The following is an 18960-nucleotide window of genomic DNA, read 5'->3' as shown; positions in this document are numbered from 1 at the left end:
GTGATGCGCCGCTCATGTCGCTTGCCGCGCTTGCGAACGCGAGGTGAGAAAGGCGAGGAAGGCCCCAAGCAGCAGCACGGCGGAACTCGCTACGAAGGTGCTCCGATAGCTTGTCGAGTCGAACAGCAGACCGCCCAGGGTCGAACCCAGGGCGATGGCCAACTGGATCACCGCCACCATCAGCCCGCCGCCAGCTTCGGCGTTGTGCGGCATGGCTTCGGCAATCCAGCTCCACCAGCCGACCGGGGCGGCAGTTGCCATCAGGCCCCACAAGCCCAGCAGCGCCACGACGGCTGAGACCCGAGCGCCGAAGGGCATGAGCGTCACAGCGACGACCGCCATCAGGATCGGAATGATGATCAGCGTCTTGTACAGGCCGCGCTTGAGAACGGAGCCAATCAGCGCGGTGCCGACAAGCCCGGCCACGCCGATCACGAGCAGGATGAGCGACAGCGTGGACACGTTCACGTGCGTCACCGTTTCGAGGAACGGACGCACGTAGGTGAACAATGCGAACTGTCCCATGAAGAAGGCGCCGCATGCAGCCATGCCCAAGGCAACGGGGCGGCTCTTTAGCACCTTGAACACATTGCCGGAACCCGGCGCGCGCTCCTGGGCCTTCATGGGCGGCAGGCCCATCCACTGCCAGACCAAAGCGATCGCCGCCACTGGGACCAGGCAGAAGAAGGCTCCGCGCCAGCCCATCACCGAACCGAGATAGCTGCCCAGCGGCGCGGCGATCACCGTGGCTAGCGCATTGCCGCCGTTGAAGATTGCCAGGGCGCGCGGTACCTGCTGAGGCGGCACCATCCGCATTGCCGTCGCGGCCGACATGGACCAGAAGCCACCGATGACAACACCGATGAGCGCACGGCCGACCATGTAGATCAGATAGCTCGGCGCCCACGCAACCACGGCACCAGATACGGCCATCAGGGCGGTCAATCCCAGCAGCAAGGTCTTGCGGTTCATGCCGCCGGCGAGCGCTGATATCGAGAGGCTGGTCAGCACTGCGAACGCACCTGAGATCGCAATGCCTTGCCCGGCCATCCCTTGGGTGACATGGAGATCGTGCGCGATCGGGGTCAGCAGGCTGACCGGCATGAACTCCGAGGCGATCAGCGTGAATACGCACAGCGACATCGCAAACACGCCGCTCCAATGCGCAGCCGCCGGTCGCGCGCCCGCCGCCCCCTTGGAGAGACTTTTCCGGTCCACGGCCTCGGACAGTTGTGCCGTCACAAAGCCACCGTCTGCGCCAGATGCCTGCCGAAGAACGAGGTCAGCTTGGCCCAGGGAATGAGGTTCACACGGTCGTAGAGATCGACGTGGCCGGCGCCCCGCACCCAGACCAACTCCTTCGGCTCGGCGGCGCGCCGGTAGGCGTCCTCGCTGAACTCCTTGGAGTGTGCTTGGTCCCCGCTGATGAACAGCAGCGGACGCGGCGAGATCGTCTCGATATCGTTGAACGGGTAGAAGTTCATGAACTTGACGTTGCTGGTGACCGTCGGCTTCGTTGTCCTTTGGGGGGATGCACCAGCAGGGGTGAACTCACCGCGCGGTGTGCGGTAAAAATCGTAGAACTCGCGCTGGATCGGATGTGTGTCTGCAGTCAGTTCGAGATCGGTGCCGCCCGCCACAGCGACTTCACCGCCTCCAAACTCTACGTAGCGCTGCTCGGCGGCCTTGGAGAGGATGGCCTTGCGTTGTTCCAGCGTCAGGGATTTCTGAAGCGCATGGCGGTTGACGGCGCCCATGTCATACATGCTCACGGTGGCAATAGCCCTCATGCGCGGGTCGATCTTGGCCGCGCTTATGACGAAACTGCCGCTGCCGCAGATGCCGATCGCGCCAATCCGGCTCCGGTCCACGAAGGGCCGCGTCCCCAGGAAATCGACCGCCGCGCTGAATCCCTCGGCATACATCTCCGGCGACACGAGATTGCGCGGCCCCTCGCTCTCGCCCCAGCCAGGCAGGTCGATGGAGAGCGTGACGAAGCCCTGTTCGGCCATCTTGGTCGCGTAGAGGTTCGCGCTTTGCTCCTTCACGGCTCCCATGGGGTGGCTCACGACCAGCGCCGCATGCGCTTTGTTGCGGTCTAAGTTCCTGGGAACAAAAAGGTTGCCAACGACTTTCATCCCGTACTGGTTCTTGAAAGTGACCCTCTCCAAAGTCACCTTGCCGCTCTTATAGAAGTTGTCTGCGCCGTTCGACATATCTGGAATCTCTTTCATGTTCGCCGCAAAAACGGCGCTGCCGGTGATTGACATGAGCCCCAGCGCCGCTGCGCCGGTGCCCGCTTTCCTCAGAAATTCGCGCCGCTCGGACGCGTGACTGCTGCTCATGGTTTCTGCGGCTTGTTCTGAGTTGAATAGGTTGCTCATGCTCGATCTGTTTTGTTGGTAGTCGGAACAGGCGGCCGATGAGGCGGCCTGCGGGATCACGCGGGTACAGCGCTGTCGTACTCAGCTCGGCCGATCTGATCTATCTGCTTCGCATTCCCCTGGAGAGATGCTTGATTCGCGGCGCAGAGACGGTCAGTCGGGCATGCGCTCGATCCTGACCTGTAGCGGCCCGGGGCGCTGCAACGCAGGCAGTCCCGTCTCCACTGCGCCGAGGCGCATCAGATCACCCGTGTAATTGCCAGTGCCGTCCTCGACGAAGATCGCCAGATTTCCCCAGGGGGCGTAGTAGGCGAGGTCGCCTTCTTTGACGGGGACTGTGCTTTCGACCCTGCCTTCGATTAACTTTCGTGGCAAATAAGCGATGCGCTCGATACGCGCATAGTCGTTCAGCGTCAACGACAGCGGCAACAGCGCCGCGAAGTCTCCCGCCGCAGGGTTGTCGTACAGCGTGGCGGTGACTGTCTGCCCATCAACGTTCAAACGAATCTTCATGCGGAGATCCTGTGGCATCCATATTGACTTTCTCTTGCCCTGAATGTTGGGCCACGGAAGTCAATCTGACTAGCTAATGAACCCTTAAAAGCTATATTAGTCCAGCTAATCAATCCCCATGGGAAACTGCCGTCATGGTCAAACGCAATCTCAACGATCTCCTGTACTTCGTGACAGTGGCTCGGGAAGGCAGCTTCACGCGCGCCGCCTCGCTGCTGGGTGTCACGCAATCGGCCCTCAGCCAAGCCATCAGTGGCTTGGAGGCGCGGCTGGAGATTCGGCTGCTCACGCGCACCACGCGCAGCGTGTCGCCCACGGCCGCCGGAGAGCGGCTGCTGAAGGCCATCGGCCATCGCTTCGACGAAATCGACGCGGAACTGGACGAGTTGACAGAGATGCGGGACAAGCCGGCGGGCACGGTGCGGATCACTTGCGGCGAACATGTCCTTCGGACCACGCTGCTGCCCAAGCTCACTCCCTTGCTGCGCGAATACCCTGACATCAAGGTCGAGTTCGACATCAACTACGGATTCCGGGACATCGTGGCCGACCGCTTCGACGCGGGCGTGCGTCTAGGCGACACCATCGACAAGGACATGATCGCGGTTCCGATCGGGCCACAGCTGCGCATGGCAGCGGCGGCCTCCCCTGCATACTTCAAGGCCCGTACCCCCCCCAAAACCCCACACGATCTGCTCAAGCACAACTGCATCAACATGCGTATGCAGACCGCGGGAGGGCTGTGGGCCTGGGACTTCGAGCGACGAAGCAAGCCATTGAACGTGCGCGTCGATGGGCAACTCACCTTCAACACGTCGCCCAGCATGGTGGATGCTGCGTTGGCAGGGCTGGGCATCGCATTCCTGCCCGAACAGGAATTCGCGCCGCACCTCGAGGAAGGCCAACTGGTACGTGTGCTGGAGGACTGGTGTCCTCCATTCCCGGGCTACTACCTGTACTACCCAAGCCGCCGGCAGCCATCACACGCGTTCTCATTGGTAGTCAACGCGCTGCGCGTATCGTCTCCGATCAGCCCAAAACAACGTTAGGCCGGTTCGCCCTCGGCTTCTCCCGGCGCAGCGTCAAGCGGCGCTTGATCAGTGTTCAAGTCCCATCGGACCGATTGCCGCTTCCATGCTCAGGCGACTAGACAACGGCAACGTTGGCGGCGAGGTTGACTCGGCACAGAAGCCAAGCAAGTGCGATGGGTGCCTTTCGACCCACCGGGTTGCTTGGTCATACGCATCGGCGAGTTGCAGACAGCCCCATTCGTCACGAAGGCGCCCCACGATCTGAAGCCCCGTGGGCAGGCCCTGGGGATTGAACCCGGCGGGCACATTCAGCGAAGGACTGCCGCACATCGTGATCGGGATGGCCACCTCCATCCAGCGGTGATACGTGTCCATGGAGACGCCGGCCACCTCTCGCGGCCAATGAACAGCCGCGTCGAACGGGAACATCTGCGCCGACGGCAGCAAGACGAACTCATAGGTCTGCATGAAGTCTTGCATCCGCGCATGCCATGCCGAGCGCGCGTTCAATGCATCGGTCACTTGGGTCGCCGTCAGCTTCAGCCCTCGTTCGATCTCCCAGAGAGCCTCAGGTTTGAGTTGCCTGCGCTTGATCGGGTCGGCGTAGCTGTCTTTCAGCCAGGCGGCGATCCTCCACGAGCGCAACACCAGCCAGTTCTTCCAGACTTCTTCCATCGGCCAGTCAGGCCTGACGTGTTCCACGATGCAGCCCAACGACTCGAAGACCTGTAGCGCACGCTCGCACAGTTCCAGCACGCCCGCTTCGAATGGCATTGCACCTCCGAAATCGCCGAACCAGGCCACTCGCGTCCCACGAAATCCGGGTCAGCGGTCGCGCGAACAGCGCCGGGTCCGTATCCAGGGAGAGCGGCACTCTCGGATCGTATCCCGCCTGAACCGACAACAGCATCGCGAGGTCAGGAACCGAACGCGCCATCGGTCCCATGACGGTCAGTGAAGGGCTGAATACATCGCCCGTAACGCCCGGCACGCGCCCAAAGCTGGGGCGCAGACCGAACACGTTGTTGAATGCGGCTGGATTGCGCAGAGATCCCGCATGATCGCTGCCGTCTGCTACGGCCTGCATCCGCAGGGCCACCGCCACCGCCGCGCCGCCGCTGCTGCCTCCAGCAGCCATCGACGGATCGTAGGCGTTTCGTGTCGTGCCGTAGACGGAGTTGTAGGTCTGGGACCCCAAACCGAATTCCGGCGTGTTCGTCTTTCCGATGATCACGCAGCCGGCGCGCTTCATGCGCTCGACATACAGAGTGTCGCTCGTCGCAACCTGGCCCTTGAAGAGCGGCGACCCCATCGATGTCGGGAAGCCCGCCGCATCGTCCAAGTCTTTGATCGCCTGTGGAAATCCGTGCAACGGCCCCAGCCACTGCCCGCGTGCGAGCTGCGCGTCGCGCTCGGCGGATTGCCTCAACAGCAGATCACGATCGGCCAGCGCTACGATCGCGCTGGCAGGCCGAGCCCATCAGAGCGGCGGCAATCGGCTCGCATTGAGATCGCGAATGCGACGCCGCTCGATTGTTCTCGCCCCGCGATCTAGCGGCGTCCCCACTTCACCCGGGCGAAGCCCCACACAGTCACTGCGGCGCCGGCGATCGCGCCACCAGTCACCACCACGAAGGCAGACTCAAGGCTGAGCCTCCCCGCGAACACGAGGGCCGCCGCCGACAGCGCGCACACGAAACGCAAGCCCCCCGCAGCGAGCGGCCAGCCGACACGCCGCGCACCCTGCCCCGCGAAATACAGCGACAACGTGATGGCGATGAAGCCGAACGCCGGGCCCATCAACCTCAGGTAGTGGCCGCCGACGGCCAATATGTCGGGGTCGCTCGTAAAGTGAGACATCCGCAGTCCAGGCAGGAACGCCACGCCGAGGCCCAGCACTTCGAGCAAGCCACCGACGAACAACGCATTGACCAGCGCAGCGCGTCGCGCACGCCCCACGTCGCCGGCGCCGATGCAGGTTCCGACCACTGCGATGGTGGCAGTGCCGAAGCCGAACATCATGGGAACCAGCAGCATTTCAAGCCGGGACGCGATACCGTAGCCTGCGATGCTCGCCACGCTCAAGAGATCCGGTCCGGTGCAGGTCACGCCACAAGGGCGACCGCAACGTGCCGACCGTTTCAACGCGCAACGCGCACGGTCATGGCCCCTATTTCCGGAATAAGGGCCTCCAGAACGTCGCCGGGCACGACCGGCCCTACCCCCGCCGGCGTGCCGGTCATGATCACGTCCCCCGGGTTGAGCGTATAGATGGCCGAGGCGTACTCAATAAGGCGCTGCACGTCAAAGATCAGGTACTTCGTGTTCGAGGCCTGCTTCACCTCCTGGTTCACGCGAATGCTCAAATCCAGCACGTTCGGGTCGGCGATCTCGTCCTTCGTGACAATCCACGGCCCGAGCACGCAAAAAGTGTCGGGGGACTTGCGAAACGTCGGGAACTCCGGGCCACGCACGGTCATGTCTAGGCCGATCGTGTAGCCGAACACGTAGTCCAGTGCCTCCTCCCGAGGCACGCGTTTGGCCTTACGGCCAATGACGACCGCGAGTTCAACCTCATGGTCCGTGCGGCGGTCAGCGAAAGGAATCCTAATTTCCTCGCTGCAGCCGATCAGCGAACTATTCGCCTTCAAGAACAGGCCAAACTGGTCCAGCTCGGTGAACGTCTTGCCATGGTTGATCTGTGTGTCAGCGTTCGCCTCCGCGATGTGGTCCTTGTAATTGATCGGCGCGCCGATGATCTTGCCCGGGTTAGCGACCGGGGCGCGCAATTTCACCTCCGACAAGGGGACGCGCGCGCTGGTTTGAACCAACTCCTCGACCTTGGCGCGCACATCGTCGAAATGCTGGATCACCCAGTCGGACTGCGGGTACGGCCAAGTGGGCTTCGGGACAGCCGCGAACGCTTCCGTGACGTCGACGACTTCCTCCTCATCGGCGATGCCGATCCTGTTGTCGTTAAATAGGCAGAGTTTCATGGAACAGGTTCTTCAAGGTGAAGCAGCTTGCTCAGCCGCGGAGTTCGCGCAAGAGCCCGAGCTTCTCGTGCACGGGGCGATCCGAGTAACTGAAGACAACAGTGTCCTGCTGCGCCGCGACGGTCCACTCGCTCCAGCCTGGTACGACGGCGATGTCATTCGGGCCGATCCGCATGGTCGTCCCGGCCACCCGGATTTCAGCCTCGCCTTCGAGGCCGACAAGGACAGTGCTGTCGGTCGAGCGGTAAGGCCTTGTCGTGAAACCTTGGGGGTAGTACCGCAGCACCGTGCCGATCGTCGGCATCGTCCAGCCCCCCGTGAGCGGGTTTACATAGCGCAGGCATACACCCAGGTGCGGGTCGGGCGGCGCCGATCGCGCCTGCACCTCGATGGCTTCGCGCGAGCGCGCGTAGGGGTAGCTGAACAGCGGCGAGGTGAGTCCGTGAGGAACATAGTCCAGCGGAAGCAAGCCAGAGCCAAAGCGCGTCGCGCTCTCGCCTGCAGCCTGGGATGTGGTCTGCGCCTTCTGCGTGTATTCCTCACGAAAGCCAGCTCGCAGGAACGAGACGAGCGGAACGTCCAGCCCGTCAAGCCACACAACGGGCTCGCTGCCTTCGTGCCCGTGGTCATGCCAGGTCCAATGCGGCGTGATGATGAAATCGCCGCGCTGCATCGGTGTCTTTTCACCATCGACTGCGGTGTACGCGCCGGATCCGTGAAGGACAAACCGCAGCGCCGACTGGGTATGCCGGTGCGCCGGCGCCGTCTCGCCGGGCAGGATCAACTGCAGCCCTCCATAGAGCGTGTCGGTGATCTTTGACTTGCCCGGCAAGCCAGGATTCTCCAGCACCAGGACCCTGCGCTCGGCCTCCTCCGCAGAGATGAGCCCGCCTGAGCGCAGGAGTTGCGGATACACCTCGTCCCAAGCCCACTTGCATGGCTTGGCCGCGGGCACAGGCTGGGCGGGGACAAGGCCTTTCAGCACGCTCCATAGCGGAGCGAGGTTCAACGGCCGAATTTCGTCGTAGTAGCGCTCTCGTGCCGCGTTATCGGCTTGCAACATTCCACTGTCATTCATCTTGATTTCCTCAGTTGACGTCCCTGTTTACGCTGCCTTCCGCCAAGCCTCGTACCCCGCCACGAAGTGCGGTGACATGGCCCTGAGACGTTCGGTGTCGATCCGCCCTGACCGGCTGATGTAGTTCATGGCAAATTCCCAGGCGGGCAACTTCAAGTGCTCCGCAAAGCTGTCGTACCAGGTCGCGCTGCGGGTTGCCGCGGCCGCCAGCTTGTCCACGATGGGACGCCGCTGTGCCTCGAACTCAGCGAGTGCATCCTGGACGTTGCGCGGGTGGTTGGCCAGCGCATGTGCGAGTGCCTGGACATCTTCGAGCGCCAGCCGCGTTCCAGAGCCGATCGAAAAGTGGGCGGTACGGAGCGCATCACCGACCAGCACCCGATTGCCGACGCACCAGCGCTTGTTGCTTATCACTGGGAAGCGGCGCCACAACGACTTGTTGGTCACCAGCTTGGCGCCGTCGAGCTCCTCGGAAAAGACCTCTTCACAGTACGCCCGGGACTCGTCTTCCGTCATGCGGTCGAAGCCCACGCGCTCGAAGGTACGGGCATTCACCTCCACCAGAAAGGTGCTCATTGAAGGGGTGTAGCGGTAGTGGTGCGCATTGATGCTGCCCTGTGCGAGCTCCTTGAACGTCTGCGTGAGGTATTCAAAAGGGCGCGTTGCGCCGAACCACGCGAACCGGTTGTTCAAGAGCGTGACCTCCGTGCCGAACTCCGCCTCATGAGTCTTGCGGACCAAGGAATTAACCCCATCGGCGCCGATCACCAGGTCGGCGCCCTCCAGTTCTGCCAGGTCGCGCACCAAGTGGCTGTTGATGAGGTCCGCCCCTACGGATAGCGCGCGCTGGCGCAAGATCTCGAGCAGGCGCAACCGTGCGATGGCGGTGAACCCGACCCCATCGATTCGGATACGTTCGCCGTGCACGCGCAGCTCGATATCGCTCCACTTCTCGAGGCCCGCAGTGATAAGAGGCAGCGTCTCCGAATCTTCCGCGCCGAGGAACTCCAGCGCCTTGTCAGAAAACACCACGCCGAAGCCAAAGGTCGTCCGTGAGTCGTTCTGCTCGTAGACCGTCACTTCAGCATCGGGCAGTTCGCACCTGATACGGTAGGCGGCGTACAGGCCCGCCGGACCTCCACCGAGGATCTTGACCTTCATCTTTCGTTTCCCTTGTTCATTTGGTTGTCCCTTTGCCCGGCCTCTCAGACGGCTTCCTGCAGCAAGGCACGCACGTGCTCTGGGACTTGCAGGGTGCGCAGCGCGCGTGGGTTGCCGAGCGGGTGCTCCGCCCACACGCGCGTCTCTTCCGCCTCCATCAGCAACTTGTTGCCGCTCAAGAACCGATGCTGGAAAGCCATCGATTTGCCACCGACCTTCATCACGGTGATCTGGTGGGTAACGGTTTCGTGCAGAGCGGGCGCGCTCACGAACTTCATTGAAAGGCCGAGGACAGGCAGGCCGCCCAATGCGTTGCCACCCGTCGGCGCGTTCGGATCGATCCCGAGGCTGAGGAACATCTCGTTCAGCCCGTCAACCATCCATCGAGCGTAGTGCGGGAAGAAAATAATCCCGCCCGGATCACATTCGCTCCAGTTCAAGCGGCGGTCATAGGAGTAGTGGCGCATGAAACTGCTTACCTCCCCCGGGTCTCGCCTGCAAGCTTCTCGGCGATCGCCTGGCGCATCTGCTGCCGATCGAGTTTTCCCACACGCGTGATCGGGAAGGTGGTGACCGCCTCGATATGCTCGGGGCACTTGTACTTGGCGAGCCCGTGCGAAACGAGAAATGCCGCAAGCTCCGGCACAGACGGGAGGGCAGCACTGTTGCGTGGGATCAGGTACGCGCATGCCTTTTCGCCGTAGATCGGGTCTGGCATGGCGACAACTTTTCCGTCCGCGATCTGCGGATGCCGCGCGAGCAGCAGCTCGATGTCCTCCGTGCCGAACTTCTCGCCGCCGCGATTGATGTTGTCGCGCATGCGGCCTTCGAAGTGGTAGATGGTCAGCGGGCCTTCACGGATGGCGCGGACCATGTCTGCAGTCCGGAAGAACCCGTCGGACGTCACGGATGCGGCCGTGATTTCGGGGGCGGCGTAGTAGCCACGCAGCGACGACGGGCCGCGGAAGCACAGCTCCCCGGATTCGCCGAAAGGAACCTCCGTCTCCGTGCCGGGCTCCAGAACGCGAACCTCGTCGTGCTCCCAGCAAACCGTTCCGATCGAGCCGTGCCGGATGGCTGGCGGGAACTGCGGTGCGCCGGCAAGCACCAGGCCCTCGGTGATGCCGTACATGTTCGTCGCAGGGCGTGCTGTGCCGCGCTCGATCGGCTCCGCGCCAATGAGCGTCAGCGTGAGCTGCAGTGAGGAAAGGTCATGATTCGCTGCGCCCGGATATCCGGCAATCGAGGGCGCATGCGGCCCGATCGTGAAGGCGTGCTGAACGCGCTCGCGTTCCAGCAGCGCAAAGAAGCGGGCGACATCCCATTTCGGCATCAGCACGGTCGTGGCGCCATAGAGCACGGAACGCAGCAGCGAAAACATCATCCCGGCGTTGTGCAGCATGGGGAGCGCCCAGATCCCCACGTCACCATCCTCGCACCCGAAGTGGTCGCACCATGCCCTGGTGTGCGCGAGGTATTCGCCGTGGTACCGGGGAATGACCTTGGGCACGCCCGTAGAACCACCGGACAGCTGCAGAGCCGCAACATCGCAATAGTTCCACTCCTCCTGCGGCGACTCCGATGGATGTTGCGCGATCAGCGATTCGATGCTGCGCCCGGGCGAGCCAGTATCGCCCCCGCCGACCAGCAGGTGCGGCATGTGGTGCGCGTCAGCCATCTCGGCGGCGAAGCCCACCTGGTCGAAGTTGGGCGAAACGTCGGCCTGCACGAAGAACGCGCTGGGTCGCGTCGCATGGGCCAAGGCGGAGATTTCCATCGAGCGGTATTGCGGGATCGTGCATACCGGCAGGACGCCTGCCTTGAAGCAGCCGAAGAGCGCCAGCGCCGTTTCGATACCCGTTCCCATCTGGAAGATCGCCCGATCTCCAGGCCGGAGCCCCAGGATACGCAGCCCTGCGGCCAGTCGCGAGCTCTTCTCGTCCACTTCGGCAAAGCTGATGCGGCGGTCATCGCAGACGTAGGCGGTTCTCTGCGGATTCTCGCGGGCCACCTGCTGCAGCGCGTTCCCAATTGTGGTCGGCCGCCAAGCGCCTTCCCGAAGGTATCGCTCGGCCTGCGCCGGAGGCGTGTAGACGACCCCAGGGAGAGGCAGTCGGGGGCGGGTTTCGATTCCGCTCATTTCATGATTCCTGGCAGCCAGGTGGCTAAGGGTGGGAAGAAGAACATGGCGGCGAGCAGCAGCACGCTCATCGCCACGTAGGGCACGACTGCCCGGAAGATGTGGGCCATGCTCACGCTCGACGGAGCGACGCCCTTCATGGTCATCAGAAGCAGGCCGTGCGGAGGCAGCAGCAGGCCCATCTGCATGCACATGAGGAACATGATTCCGAACCAGATCGGGTCGACCCCGAGCTTCTGGACGATCGGCATGAAGATGGGGATCGTGATGAGCATCATGCTCACCTGGTCGACGAAGATGCCCAGGAAGATCAGGATCAGCATCATCCCGGCGATGATCGCCATCGGTCCAAGTCCTGTGCCGGTGATCGCCTCGACGATGCCATTGGAGGCGCCGGAGAAGGTGAGAATCTGCGCGAAAGTGGTCGCGCCCATGATGATCAACAGAATCATCCCCGAGATCCCGATCGTTCCACGCAGTGACTTCATCAACGCTTCCACGGACAGCGCTCGGTAAGCGATGGCGATGACCAAGGTCGCGACCACGCCCAGGGCCGCGCTCTCGGTCGGCGTGGACCAACCCGCCACCATGGCACCGACGACCACTCCAAAGATCGAGAGCAGCGGCAGCACGTACTTGAAGAACGGCTTGAATCGTTCCCACCCGTGGAAGTGCTTGAATTCAGTTGCCGGTGCCAGGGAAGGATTCATTGCAGAGCGCAGCACGATCCAGGCAACGAATCCGATCGAAAGCAGGAGACCGGGGACGATCCCGCCAATCAGCAGCCCTGAGATCGAGATGTTAGCGAGGCTGCCCAGGAGCACGGAAAGCGCGCTCGGAGGGATCAGCATGTCCACGGCGCCGATCGCCATGATGGGGCCGGTGGCCATGGTCGGGTGGTATCCCCGCTGCAACATGACGGGCACCATGAGGGAGCCCAACATGGCTGTGGTGGCAATCGTCGATCCAGAGATCGCGGAGAACACGGTTCCGGCAACAACTGCCACGACCGCCAGCCGGCCCGGCACTCCCGTGATCAGCCGCTCGACGCCTTCGATCACCTTCACGGCCAAGCCGGTGTGGAAAAGGATCTCGCCCATGAGAATGAACAGAGGGATCGGCGTCAGTGAGAAGCTGGTCACCGCAACGACGCTGTTTCGCACCAGCTGCCCCAATCCAGCCTCACCCCCCAGATAGATCCAGGCACCGACCAGGTTGGTTACCAGGAAGGCGAACGCCACCGGCAGGCCGACGAAGAGAAGGAGCGTGGACCCGCCAAGGAGCAGCCACGCAGGAAGGATCCAGGCACTCATGCTGCAGACACCGCGTCGGAACGCGGCTCCTTAGGACCATGCGCCAGCCGCCGCATGCGAAATGCAAACTCAATGGCGAGCAGCGCAAACACAATTGGAAGCGGCGCCATCACCCACCATTCCGGAATGACGATGCTCTTGATCTGGATCGCGCCGCTTGCATAACTCTTGAAGGCCATGACAACGCCCATCCATGTCAGCACGACACAACCCCCAAGGGCCATGACGTCCGACAGCCACTCACAGCCATAGGCAAGCCTGGGCGGAATTGCGCGCAGCACGATGTCGACGCGAATGTGCTGGCCTGCCCGCAGCAACCAAGGGGCGCCCAATAAAGTGCAGAAGTACAAGGCGTACTCGGAGATGTCGTTGGAGGCGGGAAATCCGCGAGGCAGGCCGGGGATCTCCACGTTCCGCAACAGCACATCGAGCGTGATAGAGCTCACCATGACGAGCAGCAGTAGGCAGGCCAGCAACATCATGAGCTCGTAAAGGCGCCCGAGGGCCGCCTCCACGGCTTCCGTGGTGTGGCCTCCAGCTGCCGCGGCAAAGGCTTGTTGGTGCGCCATGCTGGTCACGGCTTCTTGGACAGCAGTGCGCGCAGCTTCGGTCCATGCACCGGGCTGGTCTTGATGAGGTCGGCCCAGCCCGCTTCGTACACGGCGTCCAGGTACTTCGCGGTGTCCGTTGCGCTGAAGGTCAGCGGCTGGATGCCCGAAGCATTCTGCTTTTTCTTCTCGTCCTCGCCCTCCTTGCGCCAGTAGGCAGTGTTGGCCTCCACCTCCATGGCCATCTTCTGGATGAAATCACGCTGCTGCGGCGTCATGGCCCTCCACTTGTCCAGGTTCATGATCAGCGACACGTCAGCGTCATAGAAGCCGGGATCGATGCGAAACTTCGTGTGACCCGCGAGGTTCAGATCGAAGATGCCGCCGACCGACCAGCCGTACCCGTCGATCACACTGCGTTCCAGCGCGGTGTAGATCTCGCCCGGCGGGATGTTGATCACGTTGCCGTTCAGCGTCTGCACAGCCGGCCGAATGGCCGGGGATACGCGGATCTTCTTGCCGGTGAGATCCAGCTTGTCGACCTTCTTCGTCAAGAAGATGTGGAATGGGTAACCCTCGACCATCCGGGCGAGATACTGCATGTTCCCCTTCTCGTTCCAGACCATGTTGATGTACTCAACGGCGCCGTTCTTGCGCTGCTCGGCCACTGGGATCTGCGCCATCTTGAGCATGTCTGCCTCGGGGAACACATTCGTGTAGAACGCGCCAGGGCTAAGGGCCATGTCGACGACTCCGCTCTTCACCGCATTGCCGATCTCGAAGGTCGGGACCGCCCGCGGGCCGCCGATGAAGTTAATCTTGACAAGGCCTTTTCCCTGCGCGTTCACCCGCTCGCTCCACTTCACCACTTCCTGCGAAAAGGCCGTGTTCTCAGGGAATGCCGTTACCAGCCGAATTTGAGCTTCCTGTGCCGCCGCCGAGATGGCCAGGAGGCCCCAGGCGGCGCTTGCCGCCAGGCGCTTGAAGGTGTTGGTCATGATGTCTCCGTTGTGATTTGTAGAACTACGAACGTGGGTCAGGCCGCCAGCGCAACCGGAGTAATCTCGATCTTTCGAGGCCGACTCAACTCAGACAGAAAGCGCTGCGCTTGGACCTTTGCGTCGGCGGCAGCCGCAGATTTCACGGACTCGTAGCCGCGAATGCTCTGGGGCAGCCGCAGCAGCTCGGCGACCTCTGCGGCGTTGCGCCGGTCGAGCAGCCGCAGGCCTTCAACCAGCACCCCCTCGTACCAGGCGAGAAGGGCTCGCTCCTCCCGTCGAGACTCCATTGCACCGAACGGATCCAGCGCAGTCCCACGAAGGACCTTCAGCGCGGCGAGGGCTTTCAGCACGGGATGCATCCATCTGCCGACGCGCACCTTTCCCTTCAGGCCCAGCGTGCGTGCGAGAGGCGGCTGCAAGTTGTATTTCAGGCGGACGTTCCCGGAGAACATGTCGGCCACTCGTTTCTCGAAGCCTGACTTGGTGAGTAGGCGGGCCACTTCGTACTCGTCCTTGTACGCCATCATCTTGTGCAGGCTGTCGGCAACAGCCGCGGTCACCTCATAGGCGTGCCGCTCTCCGCGGGCGGCTGCCTCGGCCTTGACTGAGGACGTCACCCGCTCCAGATAGCGGACCGCATACGCAATGTTCTGGTAGTCCGCCAGATCCACAGCACGCAGCAGCACACGGTCACGAAGCTGCGCGGGGAGCTTTGCCAATTGCGGCTCGAAGGCGACCAGTTCGCCCAGCCTGCCCTCGCTACGGAGGGCACGCAGCCGCTCCGTGCGGTCCGCGAGCGGTTGCAGCCTGAGCATGCCCAACGCCTGGATTTGCTCCGGCGCGTGCACCCACAGCCGTCCCGCACGGAAGGCCGTGGTGTTCGCGTCCACCTGAGTGCCGTTCAGCGCGATGGCGGCCTCGATCCATTCCGCGCGGATCGGCAGCCAGCCCGCCTGGTAGGCAGCACCGATAGCCACCATGTTGGTCATCATGTAGTCGCCGAACAGCGCCTCGGCGATGCGCTGGGCATCCAGCGTCAAGGCGCCGTCTTCCCGAACGGCGGCGGCGACGGTATCGCACAACTCCTGCGTCGGAAGAGTCTTGCGGGAGTCCCTGATGACCTCTCCATTCGGGAACACGCCGGCGTTGATGACGGACCGCGTGCGTTCGGCATCGCAGCACTTCAGATTGCTCACGTCCACCGCCGCCAGGAGATCGAGCGCCAGGTACAGATCCGCTTTGCCGATGCCGACCTTGTTCGTGTGCGGCGGCCGGTCCGCGGGAGCAAGAATGAGGCTGGAGAGCACGGCGCCCCACTTCTGGGACGCTCCGGTCTGGTCATAGGTCTTGACCTGCAGACCCTGCATGGCGGCCGCCTGTGCGAGGATGGCGCTGGCCGTCAGGACGCCGGATCCGCCGAGACCCGGGATGTACACGTGGTACGGCGCCTGCAAGGCTTCCGGCTCGATCTCCGGAATTCCCGTTGGGTCGATGGAGGGCAGCCCCGGCTTTCGAAGCCCCTTTCCAGGCTCGACTTCGACCGTGACGAAAGAAGGGCATTCCCCCTGGATGCAGGCCTGATCCTGGTTGCACGTGGACTGGTGAATCTGTGTCTTGGCACCAAACTCCGTCGGTACCTTCTGCAGCGACATGCAATTCGCCTTGGCGCCGCAGTCGCCGCAGTTCTCGCACACTTCTTCGTTCACAAACGTGAACACTGCGGGCGCGGGCAGCAGCCCCCGCTTCTGGCGTCGGCGCCGTTCGTTCGCACAGGCCCCGTCGTAGATCAGGATGGTGACGCCCTGAGTCTCCGAGAGCTCCTTCATAGATTGTTCGAGCTCGTCGGGCGAACGACGCACCAGGCCGGCGGGAAGCTGCACTTTCGCGTACTGACCAGGCTCTTTCGAGACCAGGACCACGCGGGACGCGCCGTCCTGCAACAGACGGCTGGCCAGATCCGCGATCGCGCTTGCGCCCACCGCTTCCTGCCCGCCGGTGTTCGCGAGAACACCGTTGATCAGCAGCTTGAACGTCATGTTCGCCCCCGTGGTGATCGCAAAGCGGATGTTCTGGTAGCTGGAGTGAAACAAGGCGCCGTCGCCAACGTTCTGGACTATGTGGGGGCGGCTCGTATACGGGGCGAGTCCCAGCCAGGGCACCCCTTCGCCACCCAAGGGCGTCGTGGCTTCGACGCGCTTTTGCGGCTTGTCCATGAGTGCCGCGAACAGGTGACAGCCTGGCGCCCCCCATGCCATCTGGCCTGGCGCGAGCAGCGTCGAAATGTTGTGGGGGCAGCCCGAGCAATAGTTCGGTGCACGCCCGGGCAAGGCGGGGCTGCGCTGCACGGTCTTCTGCTGCAGGTATCGAACGCGCTCGCGGCCCCGCTCTGGCAAGGTGAAGCTTCGAGCCAGCACCCGCCCCAGCCGTTCGGCCACCATGTCGCTGGTCATGCCGCCTTCGACGGGGAAGAGGCGGGTTCCGTCCGCGTCTTGTTTTCCGAGCAGTGCACGGACGCTAGTTCCGACGATCCCTGCAGCGACCTGCCTTTCTAGAAAGTCCCGCTTCTCTTCGACCACGACCACCGTTTCGAGGCCGTCGGCGAACTCGCGAAAGAACGCGCCGTCGGAGGGGCAAAGCAGTCCGACCTTGGCCAGCCGGATGCCGCTCGCTTCGAGAGCTCGCGCGTCGAGCCCGAGATCCTCGAGGGCCTGCATGGTGTCCGCCCAACTCTTGCCCGCGCTGAGGATTCCAATCCGATCGCCCGGTGACGATCGCACGATCCGGTTGAGCCCATTCGCCCGCGAGTAAGCCAGGACAGCGGCATGGCGCTCGTCGTAGAGGCGCCGCTCCGTCTCCACATTGGTGACCGGAAAGAAGCGGTGATTGGCGAGTTTGGCGAAAGGCTTGCCAGCGATCTGCAGATCCGGCGTTCGGGTCGTGATCCCTGCAGGGTGCAGTTGCACCACCTCGCCCCCGTCACATAGCGTGCCAACGAGCTTCAGGGCCACCCAGCAGCCGGAGTACCGCGACAGCGCCGCAGCATGCAGGCCGTAGTCCAGAAACTCCTGCACGCAGGATGGATACAACACCGGCATGCCGTGGTGCTCGAAGGAGAAATCCTGCTGGTACGGCACCGTGGAGCTCTTTGCCTCATGGTCCTCACCGCTCAGAATGACGGCGGCCCCATGACGGCTCGTACCCGCGAAGTTCGCATGCTTGAGAACGTCGCCCGAACGATCCAGCCCTGGGCCCTTTCCATACCAGTAGCCCACCACGCCGTCCACGTCCGGGTGCGGGTGCTCGTCCAGCATCTGCGTGCCGCTCAGCATCGAGACGGCAAACTCTTCATTCTGCGCAGGCTGATGCGTGATTCCATGCGCATCGAGGGTTCGCCGCGCCTGGCGCAATGCGATGTCGATACTTCCTAAAGGGGAGCCGGGATAACCAGTGACGAAGGCCTTGGTGCGCAAGCCGGCTGCAGCGTCGGAGCGCATCTGCTCCACCATCATGCGGATCAGCGCGTGATTCCCGTTCAGGAATGCGATCGGCGTATCCGATTCGAAGCGAGCATCCAGGCTGCGGGTCATTGATTCACTCCGCGGGTGAAGTCCGCATACGAATCGGCGTCGCCGCCCGGAATCCCCAGGATCTGCATGTGTTGTCTCCGGCTGCCGGGTGGCTGATGCCCGTGCTGTTGCTGTCAAGGATCGGGAGGATTGACCAGCGACGAGATTTAGGCAATAAACACCGCCTTAATTCCGTTATTTGCTTTGCAAATGTCATCGCGCTTCGACCTCAACCTGCTGCGTGTGCTGGTTGCCCTTCACCGGTGGCGGAGCGTGTCCAAGGCTTCGGTGGACTTGGGACTCAGCCAACCGGCAACGAGCCTTGCCCTCGGCCGGCTCCGCAAGAGCCTCGGAGACCCTCTGTTCGTACGATCATCATCGGGGATGCTGCCCACGCCCAGGTGCACCGAGGTCGTTGAATGCGCGGTCGAAGCGCTTTCGGGCATCGACGAGACAGTTCTTCACCGCAAGGCGTTCGACCCAGCCAGCTCCAGGCGAGACTTCGTCGTCACCATGGCGGACGTCGGTGAACTGCACTTTGCCCCGCCGCTGATGGCCTACCTCGAGCGCGAGGCACCTCTTTGCAACCTGAGGTGCGAGACGTTCCCGAGGCAGGACATCGAAGCTGCCCTCGAGGAAGGTCGCTGCGACCTCGCCCTCGGCTTTTTCCCGAATCTGCACCGGCCGGCGCTCTATGCGCAAACGCTGTTCATGCACACACTCGTTTGCCTGGTACGCGCCAACCATCCCGAAGTCAAGTCGTCGCGCATTAGTATGAAAAAATTCCTGCAGCTGTCGCACGCCGTGGTGACGCCGATGGGCCGCAGCGGCGAGTTGTTCGAAACCAAGCTCAAGGAAATGGGACTTCAGCGTCGGGTGCAACTCGCATCCGTTCACTTCCTTACGGTGCCTGCGATCATTGCGACAACTGACATGATCGTGACGGTACCTCGGTCGATTGCGGACTACTACACGCGCCTGGAGAACCTCCGCATGATCGAACCACCCATCCACATCAAGCCATACGCGGTCAAGCAGTTCTGGCATCCCAGATTCAATGCGGATCCCGCCATCCGGTGGCTGCGTGAATCTGTTGTTCGTCTTTTCGGAACCCAGAGCGATGCTGTCCGGCCCTCGAAGCGGGCTTCGTGATCTGCCGTGGGCTGCTGCCGGCGTCCCCCGCAGCGGGACATACGTTTGAGCAAATTCAGAAGAACACGGGTCTCTCA

17 protein-coding genes are annotated in these 18960 nt (G+C 62.8%); 2 read left to right on the top strand and 15 right to left on the bottom strand.

Annotation, left to right across the window (positions count from 1 at the left end):
* Positions 1–12: 12 nt before the first annotated feature.
* The 3 genes from ACSQ9I_RS32025 to ACSQ9I_RS32015 form a co-directional block, all read right to left on the bottom strand.
* The gene (locus ACSQ9I_RS32025; protein ID WP_436317087.1) at positions 13–1143 is read right to left on the bottom strand and encodes an MFS transporter; all 1131 of its coding nucleotides are present in this window, start codon (positions 1141–1143) and stop codon (positions 13–15) included.
* 95 nt (positions 1144–1238) lie between these two features.
* Positions 1239–2270: an alpha/beta hydrolase gene (locus tag ACSQ9I_RS32020; protein ID WP_436317086.1), complete on the bottom strand. Its 1032-nt coding sequence runs from the start codon at positions 2268–2270 to the stop codon at positions 1239–1241.
* 267 nt (positions 2271–2537) lie between these two features.
* The gene (locus tag ACSQ9I_RS32015; RefSeq protein WP_436295411.1) at positions 2538–2897 is read right to left on the bottom strand and encodes a cyclophilin-like fold protein; all 360 of its coding nucleotides are present in this window, start codon (positions 2895–2897) and stop codon (positions 2538–2540) included.
* A 134-nt stretch (positions 2898–3031) separates the two neighbouring features.
* Between ACSQ9I_RS32015 and ACSQ9I_RS32010 the strand changes: the two genes are divergently transcribed.
* Entirely contained in the window at positions 3032–3946 is a 915-nt protein-coding gene (locus tag ACSQ9I_RS32010; RefSeq protein ID WP_436316082.1) for a LysR family transcriptional regulator, read from the top strand.
* A 48-nt stretch (positions 3947–3994) separates the two neighbouring features.
* On the opposite strand, the gene ACSQ9I_RS32005 is transcribed toward ACSQ9I_RS32010, so the two are convergent.
* From ACSQ9I_RS32005 to ACSQ9I_RS31950, 12 genes are all read right to left on the bottom strand, one after another.
* Complete coding sequence (locus tag ACSQ9I_RS32005; RefSeq protein WP_436316080.1) at positions 3995–4702, bottom strand: amidase family protein; 708 nt, start codon at positions 4700–4702, stop codon at positions 3995–3997.
* The gene (locus ACSQ9I_RS32000) at positions 4611–5357 is read right to left on the bottom strand and encodes an amidase family protein (protein ID WP_436316079.1); all 747 of its coding nucleotides are present in this window, start codon (positions 5355–5357) and stop codon (positions 4611–4613) included. The genes ACSQ9I_RS32005 and ACSQ9I_RS32000 overlap by 92 nt, the downstream gene beginning before the upstream one ends.
* Before the next feature lie 122 nt (positions 5358–5479).
* Positions 5480–6007, bottom strand: a complete 528-nt coding sequence (locus ACSQ9I_RS31995) for an MATE family efflux transporter (RefSeq protein WP_436316077.1) — start codon at positions 6005–6007, stop codon at positions 5480–5482.
* Between the two features lie 62 nt (positions 6008–6069).
* Positions 6070–6924, bottom strand: a complete 855-nt coding sequence (locus ACSQ9I_RS31990; protein WP_436316076.1) for a fumarylacetoacetate hydrolase family protein — start codon at positions 6922–6924, stop codon at positions 6070–6072.
* A 31-nt stretch (positions 6925–6955) separates the two neighbouring features.
* Positions 6956–8002: a gentisate 1,2-dioxygenase gene (gene gtdA / locus ACSQ9I_RS31985; RefSeq protein WP_436316074.1), complete on the bottom strand. Its 1047-nt coding sequence runs from the start codon at positions 8000–8002 to the stop codon at positions 6956–6958.
* Positions 8003–8029: 27 nt separating this feature from the next.
* Positions 8030–9163, bottom strand: coding sequence for an FAD-dependent monooxygenase (locus ACSQ9I_RS31980; RefSeq protein WP_436316072.1), 1134 nt, complete (start codon positions 9161–9163; stop codon positions 8030–8032).
* A gap of 44 nt (positions 9164–9207) precedes the next feature.
* Entirely contained in the window at positions 9208–9630 is a 423-nt protein-coding gene (locus tag ACSQ9I_RS31975) for an acyl-CoA thioesterase (protein ID WP_436316070.1), read from the bottom strand.
* A gap of 8 nt (positions 9631–9638) precedes the next feature.
* On the bottom strand, positions 9639–11303 hold the full coding sequence (locus ACSQ9I_RS31970) for an AMP-binding protein (RefSeq protein WP_436316069.1): 1665 nt from the start codon (positions 11301–11303) through the stop codon (positions 9639–9641).
* The gene (locus tag ACSQ9I_RS31965; RefSeq protein ID WP_436316067.1) at positions 11300–12616 is read right to left on the bottom strand and encodes a TRAP transporter large permease; all 1317 of its coding nucleotides are present in this window, start codon (positions 12614–12616) and stop codon (positions 11300–11302) included. The genes ACSQ9I_RS31970 and ACSQ9I_RS31965 overlap by 4 nt, the downstream gene beginning before the upstream one ends.
* Positions 12613–13185: a TRAP transporter small permease gene (locus ACSQ9I_RS31960; protein ID WP_436316066.1), complete on the bottom strand. Its 573-nt coding sequence runs from the start codon at positions 13183–13185 to the stop codon at positions 12613–12615. The genes ACSQ9I_RS31965 and ACSQ9I_RS31960 overlap by 4 nt, the downstream gene beginning before the upstream one ends.
* A 5-nt stretch (positions 13186–13190) precedes the next feature.
* Complete coding sequence (dctP, locus tag ACSQ9I_RS31955; protein WP_436316065.1) at positions 13191–14162, bottom strand: TRAP transporter substrate-binding protein DctP; 972 nt, start codon at positions 14160–14162, stop codon at positions 13191–13193.
* 38 nt (positions 14163–14200) lie between these two features.
* A complete protein-coding gene (locus ACSQ9I_RS31950) occupies positions 14201–17752 on the bottom strand; it encodes an indolepyruvate ferredoxin oxidoreductase family protein (RefSeq protein WP_436316064.1) in 3552 nt (1183 codons plus the stop codon).
* Positions 17753–17941: 189 nt separating this feature from the next.
* Between ACSQ9I_RS31950 and ACSQ9I_RS31945 the strand changes: the two genes are divergently transcribed.
* Entirely contained in the window at positions 17942–18883 is a 942-nt protein-coding gene (locus ACSQ9I_RS31945; protein ID WP_436316063.1) for a LysR family transcriptional regulator, read from the top strand.
* The last annotated feature ends 77 nt before the right edge of the window (positions 18884–18960 follow it).

Origin of the sequence: Variovorax sp. LjRoot84 (assembly GCF_964254305.1) — a bacterium.
Lineage (GTDB): Bacteria > Pseudomonadota > Gammaproteobacteria > Burkholderiales > Burkholderiaceae_C > Variovorax.
The sequence above is the reverse complement of the archived record's forward strand: the minus strand, read 5'-3'. Positions and strand labels throughout refer to the sequence as shown.